This window comes from Streptomyces sp. NPDC047081, from assembly GCF_040643775.1.
In the GTDB taxonomy this organism is placed as follows: domain Bacteria; phylum Actinomycetota; class Actinomycetes; order Streptomycetales; family Streptomycetaceae; genus Streptomyces.
The window spans coordinates 42,005-61,368 of record NZ_JBEYUY010000032.1 but is presented as its reverse complement, the minus strand read 5'-3'; the positions used below and the strand labels follow the sequence as shown (position 1 = coordinate 61,368).

19 protein-coding genes are annotated in these 19,364 nt (G+C 71.0%); 12 read left to right on the top strand and 7 right to left on the bottom strand.

The genetic code is table 11. From position 1 onward, the window contains the following. Window positions 1-5: 5 nt before the first annotated feature. Window positions 6-536, bottom strand: coding sequence for a PadR family transcriptional regulator (locus ABZ848_RS40885; RefSeq protein ID WP_360840362.1), 531 nt, complete (start codon window positions 534-536; stop codon window positions 6-8). A 91-nt stretch (window positions 537-627) separates the two neighbouring features. On the opposite strand from ABZ848_RS40885, the gene ABZ848_RS40880 reads away from it, so the two are divergent. Next, window positions 628-1,950: an MATE family efflux transporter gene (locus ABZ848_RS40880; protein WP_360840290.1), complete on the top strand. Its 1,323-nt coding sequence runs from the start codon at window positions 628-630 to the stop codon at window positions 1,948-1,950. On the opposite strand, the gene ABZ848_RS40875 is transcribed toward ABZ848_RS40880, so the two are convergent. Continuing rightward, a complete protein-coding gene (locus tag ABZ848_RS40875) occupies window positions 1,911-3,146 on the bottom strand; it encodes a glycosyltransferase family 87 protein (RefSeq protein WP_360840288.1) in 1,236 nt (411 codons plus the stop codon). The genes ABZ848_RS40880 and ABZ848_RS40875 overlap by 40 nt on opposite strands. A gap of 142 nt (window positions 3,147-3,288) precedes the next feature. Here ABZ848_RS40875 and ABZ848_RS40870 point away from each other — a divergent pair, with 142 nt between their 5' ends. Next, the gene (locus ABZ848_RS40870; protein ID WP_360840287.1) at window positions 3,289-4,431 is read left to right on the top strand and encodes a glycosyltransferase family 4 protein; all 1,143 of its coding nucleotides are present in this window, start codon (window positions 3,289-3,291) and stop codon (window positions 4,429-4,431) included. An 83-nt stretch (window positions 4,432-4,514) separates the two neighbouring features. Further along, window positions 4,515-6,098, top strand: a complete 1,584-nt coding sequence (locus tag ABZ848_RS40865; protein ID WP_360840360.1) for a GMC oxidoreductase — start codon at window positions 4,515-4,517, stop codon at window positions 6,096-6,098. Between the two features lie 13 nt (window positions 6,099-6,111). Here the strand turns inward: ABZ848_RS40865 and ABZ848_RS40860 are convergent, their stop codons facing one another. Continuing rightward, on the bottom strand, window positions 6,112-7,908 hold the full coding sequence (locus tag ABZ848_RS40860) for an AMP-dependent synthetase/ligase (RefSeq protein WP_360840285.1): 1,797 nt from the start codon (window positions 7,906-7,908) through the stop codon (window positions 6,112-6,114). A gap of 295 nt (window positions 7,909-8,203) precedes the next feature. Between ABZ848_RS40860 and ABZ848_RS40855 the strand changes: the two genes are divergently transcribed. The 6 genes from ABZ848_RS40855 (at window position 8,204) to ABZ848_RS40830 (ending at window position 13,277) form a co-directional block, all read left to right on the top strand. Next, window positions 8,204-9,001: a metallophosphoesterase gene (locus tag ABZ848_RS40855; protein ID WP_360840283.1), complete on the top strand. Its 798-nt coding sequence runs from the start codon at window positions 8,204-8,206 to the stop codon at window positions 8,999-9,001. Window positions 9,002-9,125: 124 nt separating this feature from the next. Beyond that, window positions 9,126-9,569, top strand: a complete 444-nt coding sequence (locus ABZ848_RS40850) for an SRPBCC family protein (RefSeq protein WP_360840282.1) — start codon at window positions 9,126-9,128, stop codon at window positions 9,567-9,569. Between the two features lie 83 nt (window positions 9,570-9,652). Further along, window positions 9,653-10,810 carry an ArsA-related P-loop ATPase gene (locus ABZ848_RS40845; RefSeq protein WP_360840280.1) on the top strand — a complete coding sequence of 386 codons (1,158 nt, stop codon included), beginning with the start codon at window positions 9,653-9,655 and terminating at the stop codon, window positions 10,808-10,810. Window positions 10,811-10,867: 57 nt separating this feature from the next. After that, on the top strand, window positions 10,868-11,368 hold the full coding sequence (locus ABZ848_RS40840) for a DUF5304 domain-containing protein (protein ID WP_360840279.1): 501 nt from the start codon (window positions 10,868-10,870) through the stop codon (window positions 11,366-11,368). Window positions 11,369-11,475: 107 nt separating this feature from the next. Then, window positions 11,476-12,429: an ROK family glucokinase gene (locus ABZ848_RS40835; RefSeq protein ID WP_360840278.1), complete on the top strand. Its 954-nt coding sequence runs from the start codon at window positions 11,476-11,478 to the stop codon at window positions 12,427-12,429. Window positions 12,430-12,569: 140 nt separating this feature from the next. Continuing rightward, entirely contained in the window at window positions 12,570-13,277 is a 708-nt protein-coding gene (locus ABZ848_RS40830; RefSeq protein ID WP_360840276.1) for an endonuclease/exonuclease/phosphatase family protein, read from the top strand. 7 nt (window positions 13,278-13,284) lie between these two features. Here the strand turns inward: ABZ848_RS40830 and ABZ848_RS40825 are convergent, their stop codons facing one another. The 4 genes from ABZ848_RS40825 to ABZ848_RS40810 form a co-directional block, all read right to left on the bottom strand. Further along, window positions 13,285-14,283 (bottom strand): CU044_5270 family protein, encoded by a 999-nt coding sequence (locus ABZ848_RS40825; protein WP_360840274.1) that lies wholly within the window; start codon window positions 14,281-14,283, stop codon window positions 13,285-13,287. Beyond that, complete coding sequence (locus tag ABZ848_RS40820; protein WP_360840273.1) at window positions 14,276-14,899, bottom strand: RNA polymerase sigma factor; 624 nt, start codon at window positions 14,897-14,899, stop codon at window positions 14,276-14,278. The genes ABZ848_RS40825 and ABZ848_RS40820 overlap by 8 nt, the downstream gene beginning before the upstream one ends. A 160-nt stretch (window positions 14,900-15,059) precedes the next feature. After that, window positions 15,060-15,644, bottom strand: a complete 585-nt coding sequence (locus tag ABZ848_RS40815; RefSeq protein ID WP_360840271.1) for a hypothetical protein — start codon at window positions 15,642-15,644, stop codon at window positions 15,060-15,062. Then, complete coding sequence (locus ABZ848_RS40810) at window positions 15,637-16,416, bottom strand: alpha/beta fold hydrolase (protein WP_360840358.1); 780 nt, start codon at window positions 16,414-16,416, stop codon at window positions 15,637-15,639. Before ABZ848_RS40810 ends, ABZ848_RS40815 begins: the two co-directional genes overlap by 8 nt. A 190-nt stretch (window positions 16,417-16,606) precedes the next feature. Here ABZ848_RS40810 and ABZ848_RS40805 point away from each other — a divergent pair, with 190 nt between their 5' ends. Genes ABZ848_RS40805 through ABZ848_RS40795 form a run of 3 tightly spaced genes read left to right on the top strand, consistent with a single transcriptional unit; the run spans window position 16,607 to window position 19,259 of the window. Further along, window positions 16,607-17,335 carry a lysophospholipid acyltransferase family protein gene (locus ABZ848_RS40805; protein WP_360840356.1) on the top strand — a complete coding sequence of 243 codons (729 nt, stop codon included), beginning with the start codon at window positions 16,607-16,609 and terminating at the stop codon, window positions 17,333-17,335. Between the two features lie 35 nt (window positions 17,336-17,370). After that, a complete protein-coding gene (locus tag ABZ848_RS40800; protein ID WP_360840270.1) occupies window positions 17,371-18,585 on the top strand; it encodes a DUF5931 domain-containing protein in 1,215 nt (404 codons plus the stop codon). Continuing rightward, window positions 18,582-19,259 (top strand): response regulator transcription factor, encoded by a 678-nt coding sequence (locus ABZ848_RS40795; protein WP_360840268.1) that lies wholly within the window; start codon window positions 18,582-18,584, stop codon window positions 19,257-19,259. Before ABZ848_RS40800 ends, ABZ848_RS40795 begins: the two co-directional genes overlap by 4 nt. Window positions 19,260-19,364: the final 105 nt, after the last annotated feature.

Here is a 19,364-nt window from a genome sequence, read left to right as displayed (position 1 = left end):
GTCGCTCAACCCGGCTGCTCCAGCAGGTCGATGGCCTCCCTGAGCCAGGCCCGCTCCGCCCGACCGGTCGCCCGCGCCACCCGCAGCATGCCCTCCCGGAAGAGATCGCCGCCGTCCTCGGCGCGCACGGGCTTCCCGCCGTCGTAGAAGAAGCTCGACGGCGTCTCCAGGAAGTCGAGCCGGCGCCGCAGCACCGCGGCCTGCTCGCGCCGGTCCGGCAGGTGCCGCAGGAACGCCAGGACCGTGTTGAAGCGGACGTGGTCGGTGATCTCGGCCTGCTTCGGGCTGCGCAGCCGCTCCAGCAGGTCCGCGCGGCCCGTGTCCGTGAGCGAGAGGATGCGGCGCGGGGCCGCGCTCGCGCCGGGCTCGGTGCGCTGGTCGAGCTTGCCGGCGGTGACCAGGCGGGTGATGGCCGGGTAGAGGGCGCCGTCGCTCACGGGGCGGACATGACCGCTGAGCGCCTTGATCCGCTCCTTCAACTCGTAGCCGTGCAGCGGCTGTTCGGCCAGGAAGCCGAGGATCGACAGCTCCAGCACCGTTCCCCTCCTTGTGGTCTTGGGCACTGCCATGCTACCTCTTATCGAGCTACCTCGAATCGAGGTAGCTCGATAAGAGGGGATCCGACCGGTGAACGCGCACCGCAAACAGCTCATCTCGCTCGCCCACCCCGTCTACTTCTCGCTCCTGGCCACCGTCGCCGCCGGGATCATCAACACCGTCTGGGTCTCCCGGCTCGGCGGCGCCGCCGTGGCCGCCGTCGCCGTGGCGACCAACACCGAGAACGTGCTGCTCGGCGTCTCCCTGGTCTTCGCCTCCGGTACGACCGTGCTGGTCGCGCACGCCAGGGGCGCACGGGATCCCGGGGCCGTGCGGGCGGCCGTGCGCGGGGGCTGGGCGCTGTGCGCGCTGGTCACGCCGGTGGTGGTGGCGGGCGGACTGCTGCTGCGCGAGCCGCTGGCCCGGCTGGTGCTGGGCGGGGGCGACGGGGACGCCGTCCCGCTCGCCGTGGCGTACTTCGCGATCTCGCTCCCCGGCATCGCCGTCTTCTTCGCCCAGAACCTCGTCGACGGCATCCTCAAGGGCGCCGGCGACACCCGCACGCCGATGCGCCTTGCCCTGCTGGCCAACGGGCTGATCCTGGCCTGCGACCCCTTCCTGATCCACCTGTACGGCGTGCCGGGCGCCGCCGCCTCGACGGTGCTGTGCCGGTGCGTGGCGCTCGGGGTGGGGCTGCGGGTGCTGCGGCGGAACGCCCTCCTGCGTACGGCGGCCGCCACGCCGCCCGCCGAGGCGACCGGCGCGGCCCTGCGGCGGACGCTGCGGACCGGGCTGCCGATGTCCGCCGACTTCACCGTCCGGCAGGGCGGCGCGCTGGTCCTGGTCGCCGTGGTGGCGCGGCTGGGGGTGACGGCGGTGGCCGCGTACGCCATCGCGTACAAGGTCATGTACGTCGCCACCATGGCGTTCTACTCGGTACGGCAGGCCGCCTCGATCCACACCGCGCACACCCGCGGTGCCGGGTGGGACGAGCGCGGGGCCATCGGGCGGCAGGCGATGCTCGTGTCCGGCACGGTCGGGCTGGCCGCGGTCGTCCTGCTCGGCGCCACCGCCCCGTGGATCATGGCCGCGTTCGGCGCCGGGCCCGAGGTCGCCCACGCCGGTGTGCTGTTCCTGCGCTGCGTCGGCCCGTACCTGCTGCTGATGGCCTGCTTCATCGCGCTGGGCGGCGTTTTCGAGGGCAGCGGCGGAGCCCCGGCCCTGCTGCGGGTGACACTGCTCGGCACGGCGGTCCAACTCCCGCTGGCGTACGCACTGTCGGGGCTCGGCCTGCCGGGCATCTGCCTGGCACTGGCCCTCGCGATGGCCGTGCAGTGCGGGGCGGTGGCCCTGCTGCTTCGCAGAACCCGGCGTCAGGAGGAGGCCGAGGTCTCCCTGGTGCGGGCGGCCTGAGTGGGCAGGGGTGGGACCGGCTCGCGGGAGACCGTCGACTGCCACAGCTCCAGGGCCGCGAGGACGGCGGCGACGACCAGGAGGCCGTTGCGCAGGACCAGGAGGGAGACACCGAGCAGGTCGCTCGCGACGACGTGCGCGAACCAGATCGGGAACTCCAGGACCGTCACGAAGCAGGCCGCGAGCACCAGCCCGGCCGGCAGGCCCATCCGGCTGCTGCGGAAGCACACGCAGACGGCCGCCGTCCCGACCAGCCACACCATGTACTGCGGGCTGATCACCCGGCTGGTGGCGGTGAACATCAGCACCCCGGTGAAGGCGGCGTCCGCGAGCGTGCCCGGCAGGAACCGGGTCGCCATCAGCCGCCACAGCAGCAGCCAGCCGAACGCGACCCCGGTCAGGAACAGGGCGGCCGAGCTGACGACGTTCACCCAGGGGCCGAGGAACTCCACCGAGCCGTAGTTGAGCAGCACCTGCCCGTTCCAGCCGAACTGCCGGGCCACATGGAAGACCAGCGAGCCCAGCGACTCCACCTCGGTGCCGCGGTTGCGCTGGAAGGTCAGGAAGGAGAAGGCTCCCGGCATCGACACCGCGAACAGCACCGCGATCGCCCCGACGGTCCCCGCCGCCCACGCCCAGGCACTCCGCTTGCGGGCCCCGAGCAACAGCAGCACGGGCCACACCTTGAGCATCGCCCCGAAGCCCACCAGGACGCCCATCACCCGCGGATGCCGGGCCCCGGCGAGCAGCGCGGCCACCGCCACCGCGGTCACCATCACGTCGTAGCGGGCGTACACGGTCGGGCCGAGCAGCGGCACGCCCACCACCCACACCCAGGCCCCGCGCAGCGACTTGCCGGGGCGCAGGCCCGCGTACAGGAGCAGCGCGAGGACGGCGAAGTCCGCCACGAAGGCCAGCACGAAGAAGGCCGACGCGTACTGCAGGAAGGGCAGCAGCGCGGGGGAGAGGATCGCGAGGGACGCGGCGGGCGGGTACTGCCAGGTGACGTCGCCCAGCGGGAAGGTGCCGGTGCGCAGCACGTCGTACCAGCCCTGGTAGATCACCGAGACGTCGCTGGTGACGTCCGGGCCCGGGAAGATCCACACCTTGAAGACGAACAGCAGCAGTACGAGCCTGGTCAGACCCCAGGTCGTCAGCAGCCCCGCGAGCGACCGCCTCGCACCCGCAATGTCCACCTGAGCCCCTGTCCGTGTCGCGCCACCGGTCTCCCCCGTCGGGCCCGGCCTTGAGGGGAACATGATGTCCTGCCCACCTGTGTACTTGCCATAAACGTGGCCGAGCGCACCCGCGCGGGCGGGCCCGGTAGGGTCGGCGGCGATGCACAAGACCCTGATCGTGACGAACGACTTCCCGCCCCGCCCCGGCGGCATCCAGGCGTTCCTGCACAACATGGCGCTGCGCCTCGACCCCGAGCGCCTCGTCGTCTACGCCTCCACCTGGAAGCGGAGCAGGGAGGGCGTGGAGGCGACGGCCGCCTTCGACGCCGAGCAGCCCTTCACGGTCGTACGGGACCGTACGACGATGCTGCTGCCGACGCCGGCGGCCACGCGTACGGCGGTCGGACTGCTGCGGGAGCACGGCTGTACGTCGGTGTGGTTCGGGGCGGCGGCGCCGCTCGGGCTGATGGCGCCGGCGCTCAGGAAGGCGGGCGCCGAGCGGCTGGTGGCGACGACCCACGGGCACGAGGCGGGGTGGGCCCAGCTGCCCGCGGCGCGTCAACTGCTGCGCCGGATCGGGGAGTCGACGGACACGATCACCTACCTCGGCGAGTACACGCGCTCGCGGATCGCCGGCGCGCTGACGCCGGCGGCGGCCGGGCGGATGGCGCAGCTGCCGCCGGGGGTCGACGAAAAGACCTTCCACCCCGAGTCGGGCGGCGACCTGGTCCGCGCGAGGCTCGGGCTGACGAACCGGCCGGTCGTCGTCTGCGTCTCCCGGCTGGTGCCGCGCAAGGGCCAGGACACGCTGATCCTCGCGATGCCGCGCATCCTGGCCGCCGAGCCGGACGCGGTCCTGCTGATCGTCGGGGGCGGCCCGTACGAGAAGGACCTGCGCAGGCTGGCCCACGAGACGGGCGTCGCCGACTCGGTCCGCTTCACCGGCGCCGTGCCCTGGTCCGAGCTGCCCGCGCACTACGGCGCCGGAGACGTCTTCGCCATGCCGTGCCGGACCCGCCGCGGCGGCCTCGACGTCGAGGGCCTCGGCATCGTCTACCTGGAGGCCTCGGCGACCGGCCTCCCGGTCGTGGCGGGCGACTCGGGCGGCGCCCCGGACGCCGTCCTGGACGGCGAGACCGGCTGGGTGGTGCGCGGCAACTCCCCCGAGGAGACCGCCGACCGCATCACCGTCCTCCTCGCCGACGCGGAACTGCGGAGCCGCATGGGGGAGCGGGGACGTGAATGGGTCGAAGAGAAATGGCGCTGGGACTTGTTGGCAGAAAAGTTGAAGACGTTGCTATAGCCGGACGAGGAAATTCCGCAGATGCTGCGCGCATGACAGCAAAACTGATGCAGCGTCAGCTGAGTAGACGTCAGATCCTGGGCATGGTAGCCCTGCAGACCGCGGCCGCCGCCGGTCTCACCCGCATCGGTCTCCAGTCGGCCCAGGCCGCCGAGGAGGCCGCCGCCGTCGACAACGCCCCTGCCATCGTGGTCGGTTCGGGTTACGGCGGTGCCGTCGCCGCGCTCCGGCTCGGGCAGGCCGGCATCCGTACCCTCGTCCTCGAAATGGGCCGGCTCTGGAACACCCCCGGCGCCGACGGCAAGGTCTTCTGCAACACCGCCAACCCGGACCAGCGCTCCATGTGGTTCCGCACCCGCACCGAGGCGCCGCTCGCCACCTTCCTCTGGCTGGACGTCGTCAACAAGGACATCACCGCCTACCCCGGCGTCCTGGACCGCGTGCACTTCGACAACATGTCCGTGTACGTCGGACGCGGTGTCGGCGGCGGCTCCCTGGTCAACGGGTCGATGGCGGTCACCCCGCTCAAGTCGTACTTCGCGGAGCAGTTCCCCACCGTCGACGCCGACGAGATGTACGGCACCTACTTCCCGCGCGCCAACTCCATGCTCGGCGTCAACACCGTCGACCCCACCTGGTTCGAGTCCACCGAGTGGTACCAGTTCACCCGCGTCTCCCGGAAGCACGCCCAGAACACCGGCCTGAAGACCACCTTCGTGCCCAGCGTCTACGACTTCGCCTACATGCAGAAGGAGGCGGCCGGCACCGCGACCAAGTCCGCGCTCGGGCAGGAGGTCATCTACGGCAACAACTACGGCAAGAAGAGCCTCGACAAGACCTACCTGGCCGCCGCGCTCGGCACCGGCAACGTCACCATCAACACCCTGGAGAAGGTCAGGTCCATCACCCGGGCGAGCAACGGGAGTTGGCTGCTCACCGCCGACCGCATCGACGTCACCGGCGCGGTCGTCGAGACCAAGCAGTACAGCTGCACGTACCTCTTCCTCGGCGGCGGCAGCCTCGGCACCACCGAACTCCTCGTCCGCGCCCGGGACACCGGCGCGCTGCCCGCGCTGAACTCCAGCGTCGGGGCCGGCTGGGGCACCAACGGCAACACCATGGTGGGGCGCGCCAACCACCTCTGGGACACCGTCGGCGCCAACCAGTCGACCATGCCCGTCATGGGCATCGACGACTGGGCCAACACCGCCAACCCCGTCTTCGCCGAGATCGCCCCGCTGCCCACGGGCCTGGAGACCTGGGTCAGCCTCTATCTGGCGATCACCAAGAACCCGGAACGGGCGTCGTTCACGTACGACTCCTCGACCGGTGGGGTGAAGCTCGGCTGGACGGCCGCGCAGAGTGCCGTGTCGGTCGCGATGGCCAAGAAGCTGTTCGACCGGATCAACTCGGCCAACGCGACGATCTACCGCTACGACCTGTTCGGCTCCACCAGCAAGGTCTTCGCCGACGACTTCTGCTACCACCCGCTCGGCGGCTGCGTGCTGGGCAAGGCGACCGACAACTACGGCCGGGTGAAGGGCTATTCGAAGCTCTACGTCACCGACGGCTCGCTGGTGCCGGGCAACATCGGCGTGAACCCGTTCGTCACGATCACCGCGCTCGCGGAACGGACGATGACACGGGTCCTCGCCGAGGACACCTGACCCAACCGGCCCGCTACTTCTGGTAGATGGCCTCGATCTCGTCCGCGTAGTCCTTCGCCACCACGTTGCGCTTGAGCTTCAGCGAGGGCGTGAGGTGGCCCGACTCCTCCGTGAACTGGGAGGACAGAATGCGGAACTTCCGCACCGATTCCGCTTTCGACACCGCGGCGTTGCCGTCGTCGACCGCGTCCTGGATCGCAGCGATCAGATCCGGGTCATCGCGCAGCGACGCCGCGGTCACACCCTCGGGCTTGCCGTGGTCTGCGGCCCAGCGGCCCAGGAACTCCTCGTCGATGGTGACCAGCGCGCCCACGAACGGCCGCCCGTCGCCCACCACCATGCACTCCGCGACCAGCGCGTGCGCCCGGATGCGGTCCTCGATCACGGCCGGGGCGACGTTCTTGCCGCCCGCGGTGACGATGATCTCCTTCTTGCGGCCGGTGATCCTGAGGTAGCCGTCCTCGTCGAGGGTGCCGATGTCCCCGGTGTGGAACCAGCCGTCGGTCAGCGCCTCGGCCGTCGCGGCCTCGTTGTTCCAGTAGCCCTTGAACAGGTGCTCGCCGTGCAGCAGCACCTCGCCGTCGTCCGCGATCCGGATCACCGAGCCCGGCAGCGGCTGCCCGACCGTGCCGATCTTCGTACGGTCCCAGGGGTTGAAGGCGGTGGCCGCGCAGGACTCGGTCAGGCCGTAGCCCTCCAGCACCGTGAAGCCGATGCCGCGGAAGAAGTGGCCGAGTCTCTCGCCCAGCGGGGCGCCGCCGGAGATGGCGTACTCGCCCCGGCCGCCCAGCACCGCGCGCAGCTTGCTGTAGACCAGCTTGTCGAAGGTCCTGTGCTTGATCTTCAGACCGAGCGAGGGGCCGGACGGGGTGTCCAGCGCCTTGCTGTACGCGATCGCGGTGTCGGCCGCCTTGTCGAAGATCCTGCCCTTGCCGTCGGCCTGCGCCTTGGCGCGCGCCGAGTTGTAGACCTTCTCGAAGACGCGCGGGACGCCCAGGATCAGCGTCGGCCGGAAGGACGCCAGCTCGTCGGTGAGGTTCTTGATGTCCGGCACGGTGCCCAGCTTGATCGGCGCCATCATCGGCGCGATCTGCACGAGCCGGCCGAAGACGTGCGCCAGCGGCAGGAACAGCAGCACGGAACACTCGCCGGTGCGGAACAGCGGCCGCAGGCGCTCGACGATGTTGCCGCACTCGGCGAAGAAGCTGCGGTGGGTCAGCACACAGCCCTTGGGGCGCCCGGTCGTGCCGGAGGTGTAGACGATCGTCGCCGGGTCGTCCGCCCGCGCCAGCGAGCTGCGGTCCTCGACCATCGCGTCGGTGACGTCCTTGCCGAGGCGCCCGAGCTCCTCGATCGCGCCGCCCTCGATCTGCCACACGTGCTTGAGCGCCGGCAGGCTGTCGCGTACCGACTCGACGGCGGCCACGTGGTTGTCCAGCTCCACGACGCACGCGGTGGCCCCCGAGTCGCTCAGGATCCACTGCACCTGCTCCGGCGAGCTGGTCTCGTACACCGGCACGGTCACCGCGCCCGCGCTCCAGATCGCGAAGTCCAGCAGCGTCCACTCGTACCGGGTGCGGGACATCAGGCCGACCCGGTCGCCGGGCTGCACGCCGGAGGCGATGAGACCCTTGGCGGCCGCGCGCACCTCGGCCAGGAAGGCCGTCGCGGAAACGTCCTGCCACTCGCCGCCCACCTTGCGGGCGATCACGGCGACGTCCGGATGCTGCGCGGCGTTTCTGCGGACGATGTCGGTCAGGTTGCCGTCCGCAGGGACCTCGTACAAAGCCGGAAGGCTGAACTCGCGCAAGACTGCTGCTCCTAATAAGGCGCCGGCGCCACGACGTTGTGTGATGCGACGGTGGGTCCAAGGCTCGGGCAGGTACTCAGAGCTTCAGTGGTTGAAATACTGAGCACGACTGGACTGCCCGGACGTTACCCGCCGGTATGGCTTCTTCGACAGGGGGTCCCGGCGAGATGTTCGCTGCGTCACACAGATTGGTGTTCCTCCGCGTACGGTAGTCCACCCGCTAACTGACTGGCCAGTAACCGCAGGTCCCGCCGCCACTGTTCACGTTTGCCGCACACGCTTACCCTTGATCGCCATGGCATCCACACCAGCTGGTAATCGCACCACGCGGGTCCACGTGGTCAGCGACGTGCACGGCAACGCCCGTGACCTGGCCCGCGCCGGCGAAGGCGCCGATGCCCTGATCTGTCTCGGCGACCTGGTGCTCTTCCTCGACTACGCCGACCACTCGCGCGGCATCTTCCCCGACCTGTTCGGCAGGGAGAACGCCGACCGCATCGTCGAGCTGCGCACCGCCCGCCGTTTCGAGGAGGCGCGCGAGTTCGGGGCCCGGCTGTGGGCCGGCATCGGCGGGGACCGGGCGTCGGCGATCGAGAAGGCGGTGCGCAGGCAGTACGCCGAGATGTTCGCGGCGTTCCCGACACCGACGTACGCGACATACGGCAATGTCGATATGCCGCCTCTCTGGCCGGAGTACGCGGGACCGGGCACGACCGTGCTCGACGGTGAGCGGGTGGAGATCGGCGGCCGGGTCTTCGGCTTCGTGGGCGGCGGCCTGCGCACGCCGATGCGGACGCCGTACGAGATCAGCGACGAGGAGTACGCGGCGAAGATCGAGGCGGTCGGCGAGGTGGACGTGCTGTGCACCCACATCCCGCCGGAGGTTCCGGAGCTGGTCTACGACACGGTGGCGCGGCGCTTCGAGCGGGGCAGCGCGGCTCTGCTGGCCGCGATCCGCCGTACGCGCCCCCGGTACGCCCTGTTCGGCCACGTCCACCAGCCGCTGGTGCGGCGGATGCGGATCGGCGCGACCGAGTGCGTGAACGTGGGGCACTTCGCGGGGTCCGGAGCGCCCTGGGTTCTTGAATGGTGAGTGAACGCAGGTGGGGGTGAAGTCGGGCGCCGACGTGCGCGGTAGCCTTCACGCTGCACACACGTGCGCACGACGACCTCTCTACTGGCCTCTTTACCGGCCCGCATCTGGAGGAGCCACGGCGATGGCGGAACACACCAGCTCGAGCATTACGATCGAGGCGGCACCGGCCGACGTCATGGGGGTGATCGCCGACTTCGCCCGGTATCCGGACTGGACCGGCGAGGTGAAGGAGGCGGAGGTCCTGGCGACCGACGCGGCCGGGCGCGCCGAGCAGGTCCGTCTGGTGATGGACGCGGGTGCGATCAAGGACGACCAGGTGCTGGCGTACACGTGGACCGGGGAGAACGAGGTCTCCTGGACGCTGGTGAAGTCGCAGATGCTGCGGTCGCTGGACGGGGCGTACATCTTGAAGGCGGCGGGGGGTGGGGCGACCGAGGTCGTCTATCAGCTGACCGTGGATGTCAAGATTCCGATGCTCGGGATGATCAAGCGGAAGGCCGAGAAGGTCATCATTGATCGGGCGCTGGCGGGTCTTAAGAAGCGGGTGGAGTCGGGGGAGAAGTAGGACGGACTTCGGGTGCGGGTGCGTTGGGGCTGGTCGCGCAGTTCCCCGCGCCCCTAGGTGGGTCTGAGTTAGCGTTCCTTCCCATGCGCACCATCCTGATCACCGGGGCCGGCGGGGCCGGTCGTACGACCGTTGCTGCCGCCACCGCCCTGGCCGCCGCTCGCGAGGGCGCCCGCACTCTCGTCCTCAGTGCCGACCGGGGTGACACCCTCGGCGCTGTTCTCGGTACGACGACCGGCCCCGCCCCCGCCTCCATCGCCCCGAACCTCACCGCCTGGCGGCCCGATGCCGTTGCCGGGTTCCGGGACGATCTCGGTGCTTTTCAGGAACGTGCGGCCAATGTGCTGGACCTTCTCGGGGCCTCCCGGCTCGATGCCGAGGAGGTCACTCCGCTTCCGGGCGCCGAGGAGCTGACCATCCTGCGGGCCCTGCGGGACGCCGTACTGTCCGAGAAGTTCGACCTTCTCGTCGTCGATCTGCCTGCCACCCCGCAGGCTCTCGCCCTGCTCTCCCTCCCCGAGGAACTCCGGCGCTACCTCCGGCGGCTGCTCCCGCCCGAGCGGCAAGCCGCCCGCGCCCTTCGTCCCGTCCTCGGGCGGCTGGCCGGGGTGCCCATGCCCTCGGAGTGGCTGTACGAGACCGCCGCGCGGTGGGACACGGAGCTGGCCGCCGTGGAGGCCGTGCTCGCCGACCGGGACACCGTCGTGCGGCTGGTCGCCGAGCCCGGGCCCGCCGGGGTCGAGGGCGTGCGGGAGGCAGGGCTCGGACTTGCCCTGCGCGGGCTGGAGCCCGACGTGCTCGTGGCGAACCGGGTCGTCTCCGAGGAGTGGCCCGCCGGGCTCGTCGCCCAGCAGCGGAAGGTGCTGGAGGAGTGGGGGGAGTCGTACGACGTACGGACGGTTCCGCATCTCGGGCACGACCCCCGCGGCACCGACGACCTCGCCGCGCTGCCCGTCCCGGGCGTCAACGACACGGCCTCCACCGTCGGGTGGCCCGTCGTCGACCGGATCGGTGAGGACGGGGTACTCGTGTGGCACATCCCGCTGCCGGGGGCGATACGCGACGAGCTGGACCTCATCCGGCGCGGTGACGAACTCGTCGTCACGGCGGGGCGGTTCCGGCGGATCGTCGCGCTGCCCTCCGCGCTGCGCCGGTGCACCGTCGCCGGGGCCGCGCTGCGCGAGGGGGAACTGCGGATCCGGTTCGCGCCGGACCCGGATCTCTGGCCGGAGAGGCAGTGAACGGCATACGCCCGTTCGGGTAACGTCGTAAGGACGAACCGTAGTCAGGAGTCCGTCATGAGCGAAGAGCTCCCCCCGTCGGATGCCGGTGCGAAGGATGCCGTCGACGAGGTGCGGGCCACCGACGCCGACGCCTGGGCGACGGCGTGCGCCGAGGACCTCGCCGCGGAGAAGGCCCGCCGTCGTGCCGAGTACGGCCAGCCGCCGGTGTCGGCCGCCGAGGAGCTGCGCAAGCTCGTCGACGCCGTCTCGGAGAAGCTGTCGTCGATCCAGTCGCCGCTGTTCGGGGCGGTCGCGGGACCCGCGGCCCAGCAGGTGGTGAAGCAGGTCGTCCAGCAGGCCAAGGCCGCCGTCGAGCCCGTCATCGAGCGCAACCCGGACGTCTTCGACCACCTGGCCGCGGCCGGCAGCGAGCTGCTCGCCGCCTACCGCTCCGCGGTCCAGGCCCAGGAACAGCGCTGGACCCGCCCGACCGACCTGCACAAGGACCTGGACGAGAGCAACAAGAAGGACGGCGGCGAGGGCACCGGCCCAGGGCAGCGCATCGACCTGGACTGACGCCGCTCCCTCCCGCCCGGCTGCCCGGCGGGTGGACGACGAGTCCCTGACGGCAGGGCCTCGGGTACGGTTGGCCGTAGCGGGGCTCGACCGAAACTGAGGGATTCATGGGACTCACCATCGGCGTCGACATCGGCGGTACCAAGATCGCGGCCGGTGTGGTCGACGAGGAAGGCAACATCCTCTCGACCCACAAGGTGCCGACCCCGGGCACGCCCGAGGCGATCGTGGACGCCATCGCCTCCGCCGTGGAGGGCGCACGCGCCGGGCACGAGATCGTCGGCGTGGGCATCGGTGCGGCCGGTTACGTCAACCGGCAGCGCTCCACCGTCTACTTCGCGCCGAACATCGACTGGCGCCAGGAGCCGCTGAAGGAGAAGGTCGAGGCCCGCGTCGGCCTCCCGGTCGTCGTGGAGAACGACGCCAACGCGGCCGCGTGGGGCGAGTACAAGTTCGGCGCCGGCAAGGGCCACCGCAACGTCATCTGCATCACCCTCGGCACGGGCCTCGGCGGCGGCATCATCATCGGCAACAAGCTGCGCCGCGGCCACTTCGGCGTCGCCGCCGAGTTCGGCCACATCCGCATGGTCCCCGACGGCCTGCTGTGCGGCTGCGGCTCCCAGGGCTGCTGGGAGCAGTACGCCTCCGGCCGCGCCCTGGTCAGATACGCCAAGCAGCGCGCCAACGCGACCCCGGAGAACGCCGAGATCCTGCTCGGCCTGGGCGACGGCAGCCCCGACGGCATCGAGGGCAAGCACATCTCCATGGCCGCCCGCCAGGGCGACCCGGTGGCGGTCGACTCCTACCGCGAGCTGGCCCGCTGGGCCGGCGCCGGCCTGGCCGACCTCGCCTCCCTCTTCGACCCCTCGGCCTTCATCGTCGGCGGCGGCCTCTCCGACGAGGGCGAACTGGTCCTGGACCCCATCCGCAAGTCCTACAAACGCTGGCTGGTGGGCGGCAACTGGCGCCCGGTGGCAGAGGTGATCGCGGCCCAACTGGGCAACGACGCGGGCCTGGTAGGGGCTGCGGACTTGGCAAGGGAACCCGACCCGATCATGTGATCGGCCTCGGGGAAACGCCTTTAGGGGCGCGGGGCGGTAGTCGATATGCGGCTACCGCCGCGTGGGCGCGACAAGCCACGACGAACCGTCAGTCGCACACGCTCCTCGCGCCCCTCCCCCTTGGGCGTACATTGATCCACATGGCCCTCGTCAGAGTCCTGAGCTACAACATCCGCTCGATGCGAGACGACACCACCGCCCTCGCTCGCGTCATCACCGCCTGCGACCCCGACCTGGTCCTCGTCCAGGAAGCCCCCCGCTTCTTCCGCTGGCGCAAGAAACTCGCAAGACTCGCGTCGGCCTCAGGCCAGGTCATCCTCACCGGCGGAGGAACCGCCGCAGGCCCCGCCATCCTCTGCAACCTCCGCGTCACGGTCGAACGCACCGAGGACGTCCTCCCCCCCCTCACCCCCGGCCAGCACCGCCGCGGCTTCGCGACGGCCGTCGTCGACATCGCCGGCGCCCGCCTCGGCGTCCTCAGCTGTCACCTCAGCCTCCAGAGCGACGAGCGCTACGACCAGGCAGGCATGCTCCTCGACCGTCTCGCCGGCATGGGCGTCGAGCACGCCGTCGCGGGCGGCGACCTCAACGACCGCCCGGACGGCCGCACCTTCCGCCGCCTGGCCGCCGGCCTCCAGGACTGCTGGGCCGTCAACCCCTCCGGCGGCGAACACACCTGGACCCGCGACGAGCCACACCGCCGTATCGACGCGATCTTCGCCACCAAGGGCGTCGAGGTGCTCGGCTGCGGTGTCCCCACCGGCCTCCCCGGCGTCACCGCCGCAGACCTGAGGGCGGCCACGGACCATCTCCCGGTCCTGGCCACCCTCGAAGTCCCCGCCGCCTAGCCCGCGGCTACGGCCGTTCCTTCACCCGGTCCACGACCGCCCAGCTGTCGAGATACGAGAGCTGGGTGTACGTCTTCATGGCCGCACCGTCCCCCGAGGTCCGCACGTCACGGAAGCCGAGGAACTCGTACGTCTTCGGGTCGAAGATGAAGTAGCTGCCGAAGGAGCCCTCGGGCCGGGTCGGATCGTCGTAGGCGACGGCCACCCCGGTGCGCCCCTCCGCGTCCTTCTGGTTCGGCACGAGCTTGACCCCCGGCACCATGCCGAGCGCCTCGTAGGCCGCCGGCCGCAGCCCCTCCGGCATCACCGGCACCAGCTTGAGCAGCCCGGCGAGGCTGAAGTGGACCTGCCACCACTGTTCGTCGCTGATGTCGTCGAGGGAGGTGGCACGCCCCCCGAACTCGTTCGCGATCGAGAGGATCAGCCGCTTCGGGTCGGTCGGCAGCTTCCGCAGCGCGCCCCAGTCCTGCGGCGGCCACACGCTCTCGCCCTTCTTCAACGGCGGCGACCACCAGCCGTGCCCGATCTCCATGATCCAGGACCGCTTCGAGCCGTCCACGGAACGCCAGTTCTCGTCGACGTAGCTCTTCGTGGCACCGGTCTTCTGGTTCGTCTCCTTGATGATCTCCCTGGTGTAGATGAACTGGTCGTCCCGCGGACTCACCGTCCGCTCGTGCTCGCGGGCGTACGCGGCGGCCCCCTTGAGCACCGTCTGCGCGCTCACGTTTCGCATGGCGGGCGCGCTGGTGGCCGGCGGTTTCGCCGTGCGGTGCGTGGCGGTGCCGTCGTCGTCGCGTACGGCGACCAGCACACCCGCCGCGACCGCGGCGGCCAGCCCGGCCGTCAGGGCGATGCGCAGGACGGGGCGGCGGGGCCGTACCCGCGCGGCCGGCCCGTCGATCGCCGCGAGCAGCCGGGCCCGGGCCCGCTGCCTGGTCGCGTCGTCGAGCGGGGGCGTCCCCGTGTCGAAGTCCCTCAGTTCGCGCAGTTCGTCGATGTCACGCATGGGCGTCCGCCTCTCGGAAAGCCGTCGGATCGGTTCCGCCCAGTGCTTCGCGCAATCTGCTGCGAGCCCGATGCAGCCGCGATCTCACGGTGCCGACCGGCACACCCAGCGCCTCGGCGGCCTCCTCGTAGTCGAGGCCGGCCCACGCCACCAGCAGGACGACATCACGCTGCCGGGCGGACAACCCGCCCAGCGCGGCCGCCAGTTCCCGGCGCACCCCCGTGGCACCGGCCCTGGAAACCGCACGTTCCGCGACCGGCTCCTCGTGCTCCACCGGCTCCGGCAGCCGGGACAGCGCCTTGAAGCGGCGCGCCTCGGCCCGGCGGTGCCGGCCCACGAGGTTGGTCGCGATGCCGAACAGCCACGGGCGGGCGTCGGCACGCGTGAGGTCGTACGTATGGCGTCGCTGGAAGGCGGTGACGAAGGTCTCCGCCATCAGATCCTCCGCCGCCTCCGCGCCCAGCCGCCGGGCCGCGTAACGGTGTACGGCGTCGGCATGCCGGTCGAAGAGTGCGGCGAACCGCTCGGGCTCGTCCCGGGACCGTGCGATCATCCGGGCGTCGCTGTCCTCGCGATCCTCGTCGCGGGTGCCGGTGCCCGGTGGTCCGACGGTCATCGGGGCTCCTTTCGTTCCTCTGAACGCCTCGAAGGCTTGGGCTTGTTGAGCTTGTTCACCTCTCCTTCGCCGTTCGGCGCGATCGAGTTCCCTTTTCGAGGCGGAGACGCGCGAGGGCCCGCCCGGAGCGTCTCCGGACGGGCCCTCGGCGTATGGGGTGTCAGACGACCGCGCCGCGGCCCGGGTCGTCGTCCTCCTCGTCGTCCGTGCGCATCCGCATCACCAGCGTCGCGAACCCGCCCAGGAAGCCGCCGATGCCGACGGTAGCCAGCCACCAGGTCATGTCCCAGCCGAACAGCACCGCGAGCAGCAGCAGGACCGGACCGCCGACCACGCCCAGCCAGGCGAACTTCGCCGTGGTGTCGGCGGCGGGCAGCGGGGGCGGTTCCGGCGGTACGAAGTGGCCCTCGTCGTCCTCGTCGTCATGGTCGTCATGGTCGGAGCCGTCCTCGGACGGTTCGGGCGGCGAGTAGTCGCGCGGGCCGACGCCGGGCGCGAAGGAGACCGAGCCGCCCAGGGGCTTGGCCGGCTTCTCCTCCTTCTTCGGGGTCTCGGCCGGAGCGTCGTTCGTCTCCGGTTCGAGCAGCGCCAGGTCCTCGACGGACTTGAACGGCTTGGTGCCCGGCGGGTCCTTCGGCTCCTCGCCGTACCCGGCGACGATCGCGGCCCATGCGGCGTCCTCGTCGAAGGGGACGCCCTGCTCCTCCGGTTCGCGGTCCTCGCGATCCGAACCGTGCTCAGCCACCAGCGGCCGTCCCTTCCTTGCCGACACCGGTTGCGAGCCGGCCGATGAACGCGAGGCTCTCCTCGAAGATCCGGTCCGCGTCATGGTCCAACGTCGCGACGTGGTAGCTCTGTTCCAGCAGGATCTCGCGCACGTCCCGGGACGAGACCCGGCCCAGGATGCGCGCCGAGTCGGCGGGCGGGACCACATGGTCCTGCGGGCTGTGCAGAAGCAGCAGCGGCTGGGTGACCTGCGGCAGCTCGCGGTCGACAAGGTGGAAGAAGTTGCGCAGGGAGTGGGCCGCGTGCAGCGGCACCTTGTCGTACCCCAGCTCGGCGCTGCCCTCCTTGGCGATGTCGCTGGCGATGCCCTTCGTCGTCCGGACGAGATGCCGGGCCACCGGAAGGGCGTACGCCGCCAGGCCGTGCACCTTGTTCGCCGGGTTGACGACCATCACGCCCGAGACCGCGTCCCCGTGCTTCGCCGCGAGCCGCAGCGCGAGCGCGCCGCCCATCGACAGGCCGGCCACGAACACCTGCGAGCAGCGCTCGCCCAGGGCGCGCAGCTCGCGGTCCACCTCCGCGTACCAGTCCTGCCAGCCCGTGAGCTGCATGTCCTCCCAGCGGGTGCCGTGCCCGGGCAGCAGCGGCAGCGAGACGGTGAAACCGCGCTCGGCGAGATACTCCGCCCACGGGCGCAACGACTGGGGCGAACCGGTGAAGCCGTGGCAGAGGAGGACGCCTACCTCCCCGCCCTCGTGGCGGAACGGCTCGGCTCCAGGAAGGACCGGCACCATCGGTCTCCTGTCAGTGAGAGTGAGTGTGCAAGTGAGAGTGAGTCTGCATGAGAGTGACGTGAGTCCAGGTGTGCTTCACCGTACGCGACGGCACTGACACCGACCAGGGCCGTCGGCTCCTTTGACGGCGGGCCGGGTTAAGGTCTGATCGACGGAAACGGGAGGCACACGGGTGTTGTACGGCACGATGAAGGTCGCCATCGGCGGACCGCTGAAGGTTGCCTTCAGGCCCTGGGTGGAAGGCCTGGAGAACATTCCGGCCGAGGGGCCCGCCATCCTGGCGAGCAACCACCTCTCCTTCTCCGACTCGTTCTTCCTCCCGGCGGTCCTCGACCGCAAGGTGACCTTCATCGCGAAGGCCGAGTACTTCACCACGCCCGGCGTCAAGGGCCGCCTCACCGCAGCCTTCTTCAAGGGCGCGGGTCAGCTCCCCGTGGACCGCTCGGGCGCGCGCGGCGCGGGCGAGGCGGCCGTCAAGGCAGGCATCGACGTCCTGGAGCGCGGTGAGCTGTTCGGGATCTACCCGGAGGGCACCCGCTCGCCCGACGGCCGGCTCTACCGGGGCAAGCCCGGCGGCCTCGCGCGCGTGGCGCTCGCCACGGGCGCGCCCGTCATCCCGGTCGCGATGATCGACACCGAGAAGATCCAGCCCCCGGGCAAGGTCATGCCCAAGCTGATGCGCCCCGGCATCCGCATCGGCAAGGCCCTCGACTTCAGCCGCTACCAGGGCATGGAACACGACCGCTTCGTACTGCGCGCGGTGACCGACGAGGTCATGTACGAGATCATGAAGCTCTCCGGCCAGGAGTACGTCGACATCTACGCGACCGCGGCCAAGCGACAGCTCGCGGAAGCGGCGAAGGCCGACAAGGAACAGGCCAAGGAACAGGCCAAGAAGGAGAAGTCCGGGGCCTAGGCTGTCGGTCGTTGGGGTCGATGGGGGTGGGGGACATGGCCAGGCGTGAGCGAGTCATGAGGATGTCGGTCGAGCAGCCGCTGTGGCGTGCCCTGACCGCGTACCGGGTGCTGACCATGCTGTACGCGGTCGGGCTGTTCGCCACCGCCTACGACGAGTACGACCACGCGGGCATCGCCATCGTGTACTACTGCGTGCTGTTCGTCTGGACGCTCGCCACCCTGCCCCGGGTGCAGAGCGCCGTCGCCTGCACCAAGCGCTTCCTCGCCGTCGACCTCGCCATCGCGCTCACCGGCATCGTCCTGACCCCGCTGGCGGCGAACGACCAGCACATCCAGAGCGGCGGCCCCACCCTGCCGTCGATATGGACGGCCGGCTCGGTCCTCGCGTACGCCATCAAGGGCGGCTGGCGCTGGGCCGCCTTCGCCTCCACCCCGGTCGCCGCGGCCAACCTCATCGAGCGCGGCGCCCCGGCCCGCGACACCGTCCACAACGTCATCCTGGTCTGGGTCGCCTCCATCGCCATCGGTTACGTCGTCGAGGTCGCCCGCGCCTCCGAGCGCACCCTCGCCCGCGCCCTGGAGATCGAGGCCGCGACCAGGGAGCGGGAGCGGCTCGCCCGGGACATCCACGACGGCGTGCTGCAGGTGCTGGCCATGGTGCAGCGCCGGGGCGCGGTCCTCGGCGGCGAGGCGGCCGAGCTGGGCCGGATGGCCGGCGAGCAGGAGGTCGCCCTGCGCACCCTGGTCTCCGGCGGCCTGGTCCCCGTATCGCGGGCGTCGGAGAACGCCGCCGAGGGCGCGGTCGTAAGGGCCGTCGACGAGCCGTCGTACGACGAGGACGCCCCCGTCGACCTGCGGGCTCTGCTCGCCCCCTACGCCGCCGCGAAGGTCAGCTTCGCCGAACCCGGCGCCCCCGTGCTGCTGCCCGCGCCCGCCGCGAAGGAGCTGGCCGCGGCCGTCGGCGCCGCCCTGGACAACGTGCACAAGCACGCCGGCGAGCACGCGCGCGCGTGGATCCTCGTCGAGGACGAGCCCGACGAGGTCGTGGTGACCGTACGGGACGACGGACCCGGCATCCCCGAGGGCCGGCTCGCCCAGGCCGAGGGGGAGGGCCGGCTCGGCGTCGCCCTGTCGATCCGGGGCCGGCTGCGCGAGCTGGGCGGCAGCGCCGAGCTGATCTCGATTGCCGGGCAGGGCACGGAGGTCGAGCTGAAGGTACCCAAGGACGCGAAGGCGAGGCATCGATGAGTGAGCAGCAGGGCCCGATCAAGGTCATGGTGGTCGACGACCACCCGATGTGGCGCGACGCGGTCGCCCGCGACCTGACCGAGTCCGGCTTCGACGTGGTGGCCACCGCGGGCGACGGCGACCAGGCCGTGCGCCGCGCCAAGGCCGCCGGGCCGGACGTGCTCGTCCTCGACCTCAACCTGCCGCTGAAGCCCGGCGTCCAGGTCTGCAAGGAACTCGTCGGCCACAACCCGGCGTTGCGCGTCCTGGTGCTGTCCGCGAGCGGCGAGCACGCCGACGTACTGGAAGCCGTGAAGTCCGGTGCGACCGGCTACCTCCTCAAGTCGGCGTCCACCGAGGAGCTTCTCGACGCGGTGCGCCGTACCGCCGTCGGCGACCCGGTGTTCACGCCGGGCCTCGCCGGTCTGGTCCTCGGCGAGTACCGCCGCCTCGCCTCCGACCCCACGCCCTCCTCGGACCCCGACGAGCCGAAGGCCCCGCAGCTCACCGACCGCGAGACCGAGGTGCTGCGGCTGGTGGCCAAGGGCCTGAGCTACAAGCAGATCGCCGAGCGCCTGGTCATCTCGCACCGCACGGTCCAGAACCACGTCCAGAACACCCTCGGCAAGCTCCAGCTCCACAACAGGGTCGAGCTGGTGAGGTACGCGATAGAGCGCGGACTTGACGACGAGTAAACCAACGGCCCGGTGATTCACCGGAATTGCCCTTCACGCCCATCCCTCTGTGACCTGGATCACCATTAGCGTGGCCTCACAGGCAACCGCGGCGAAGGGACATTT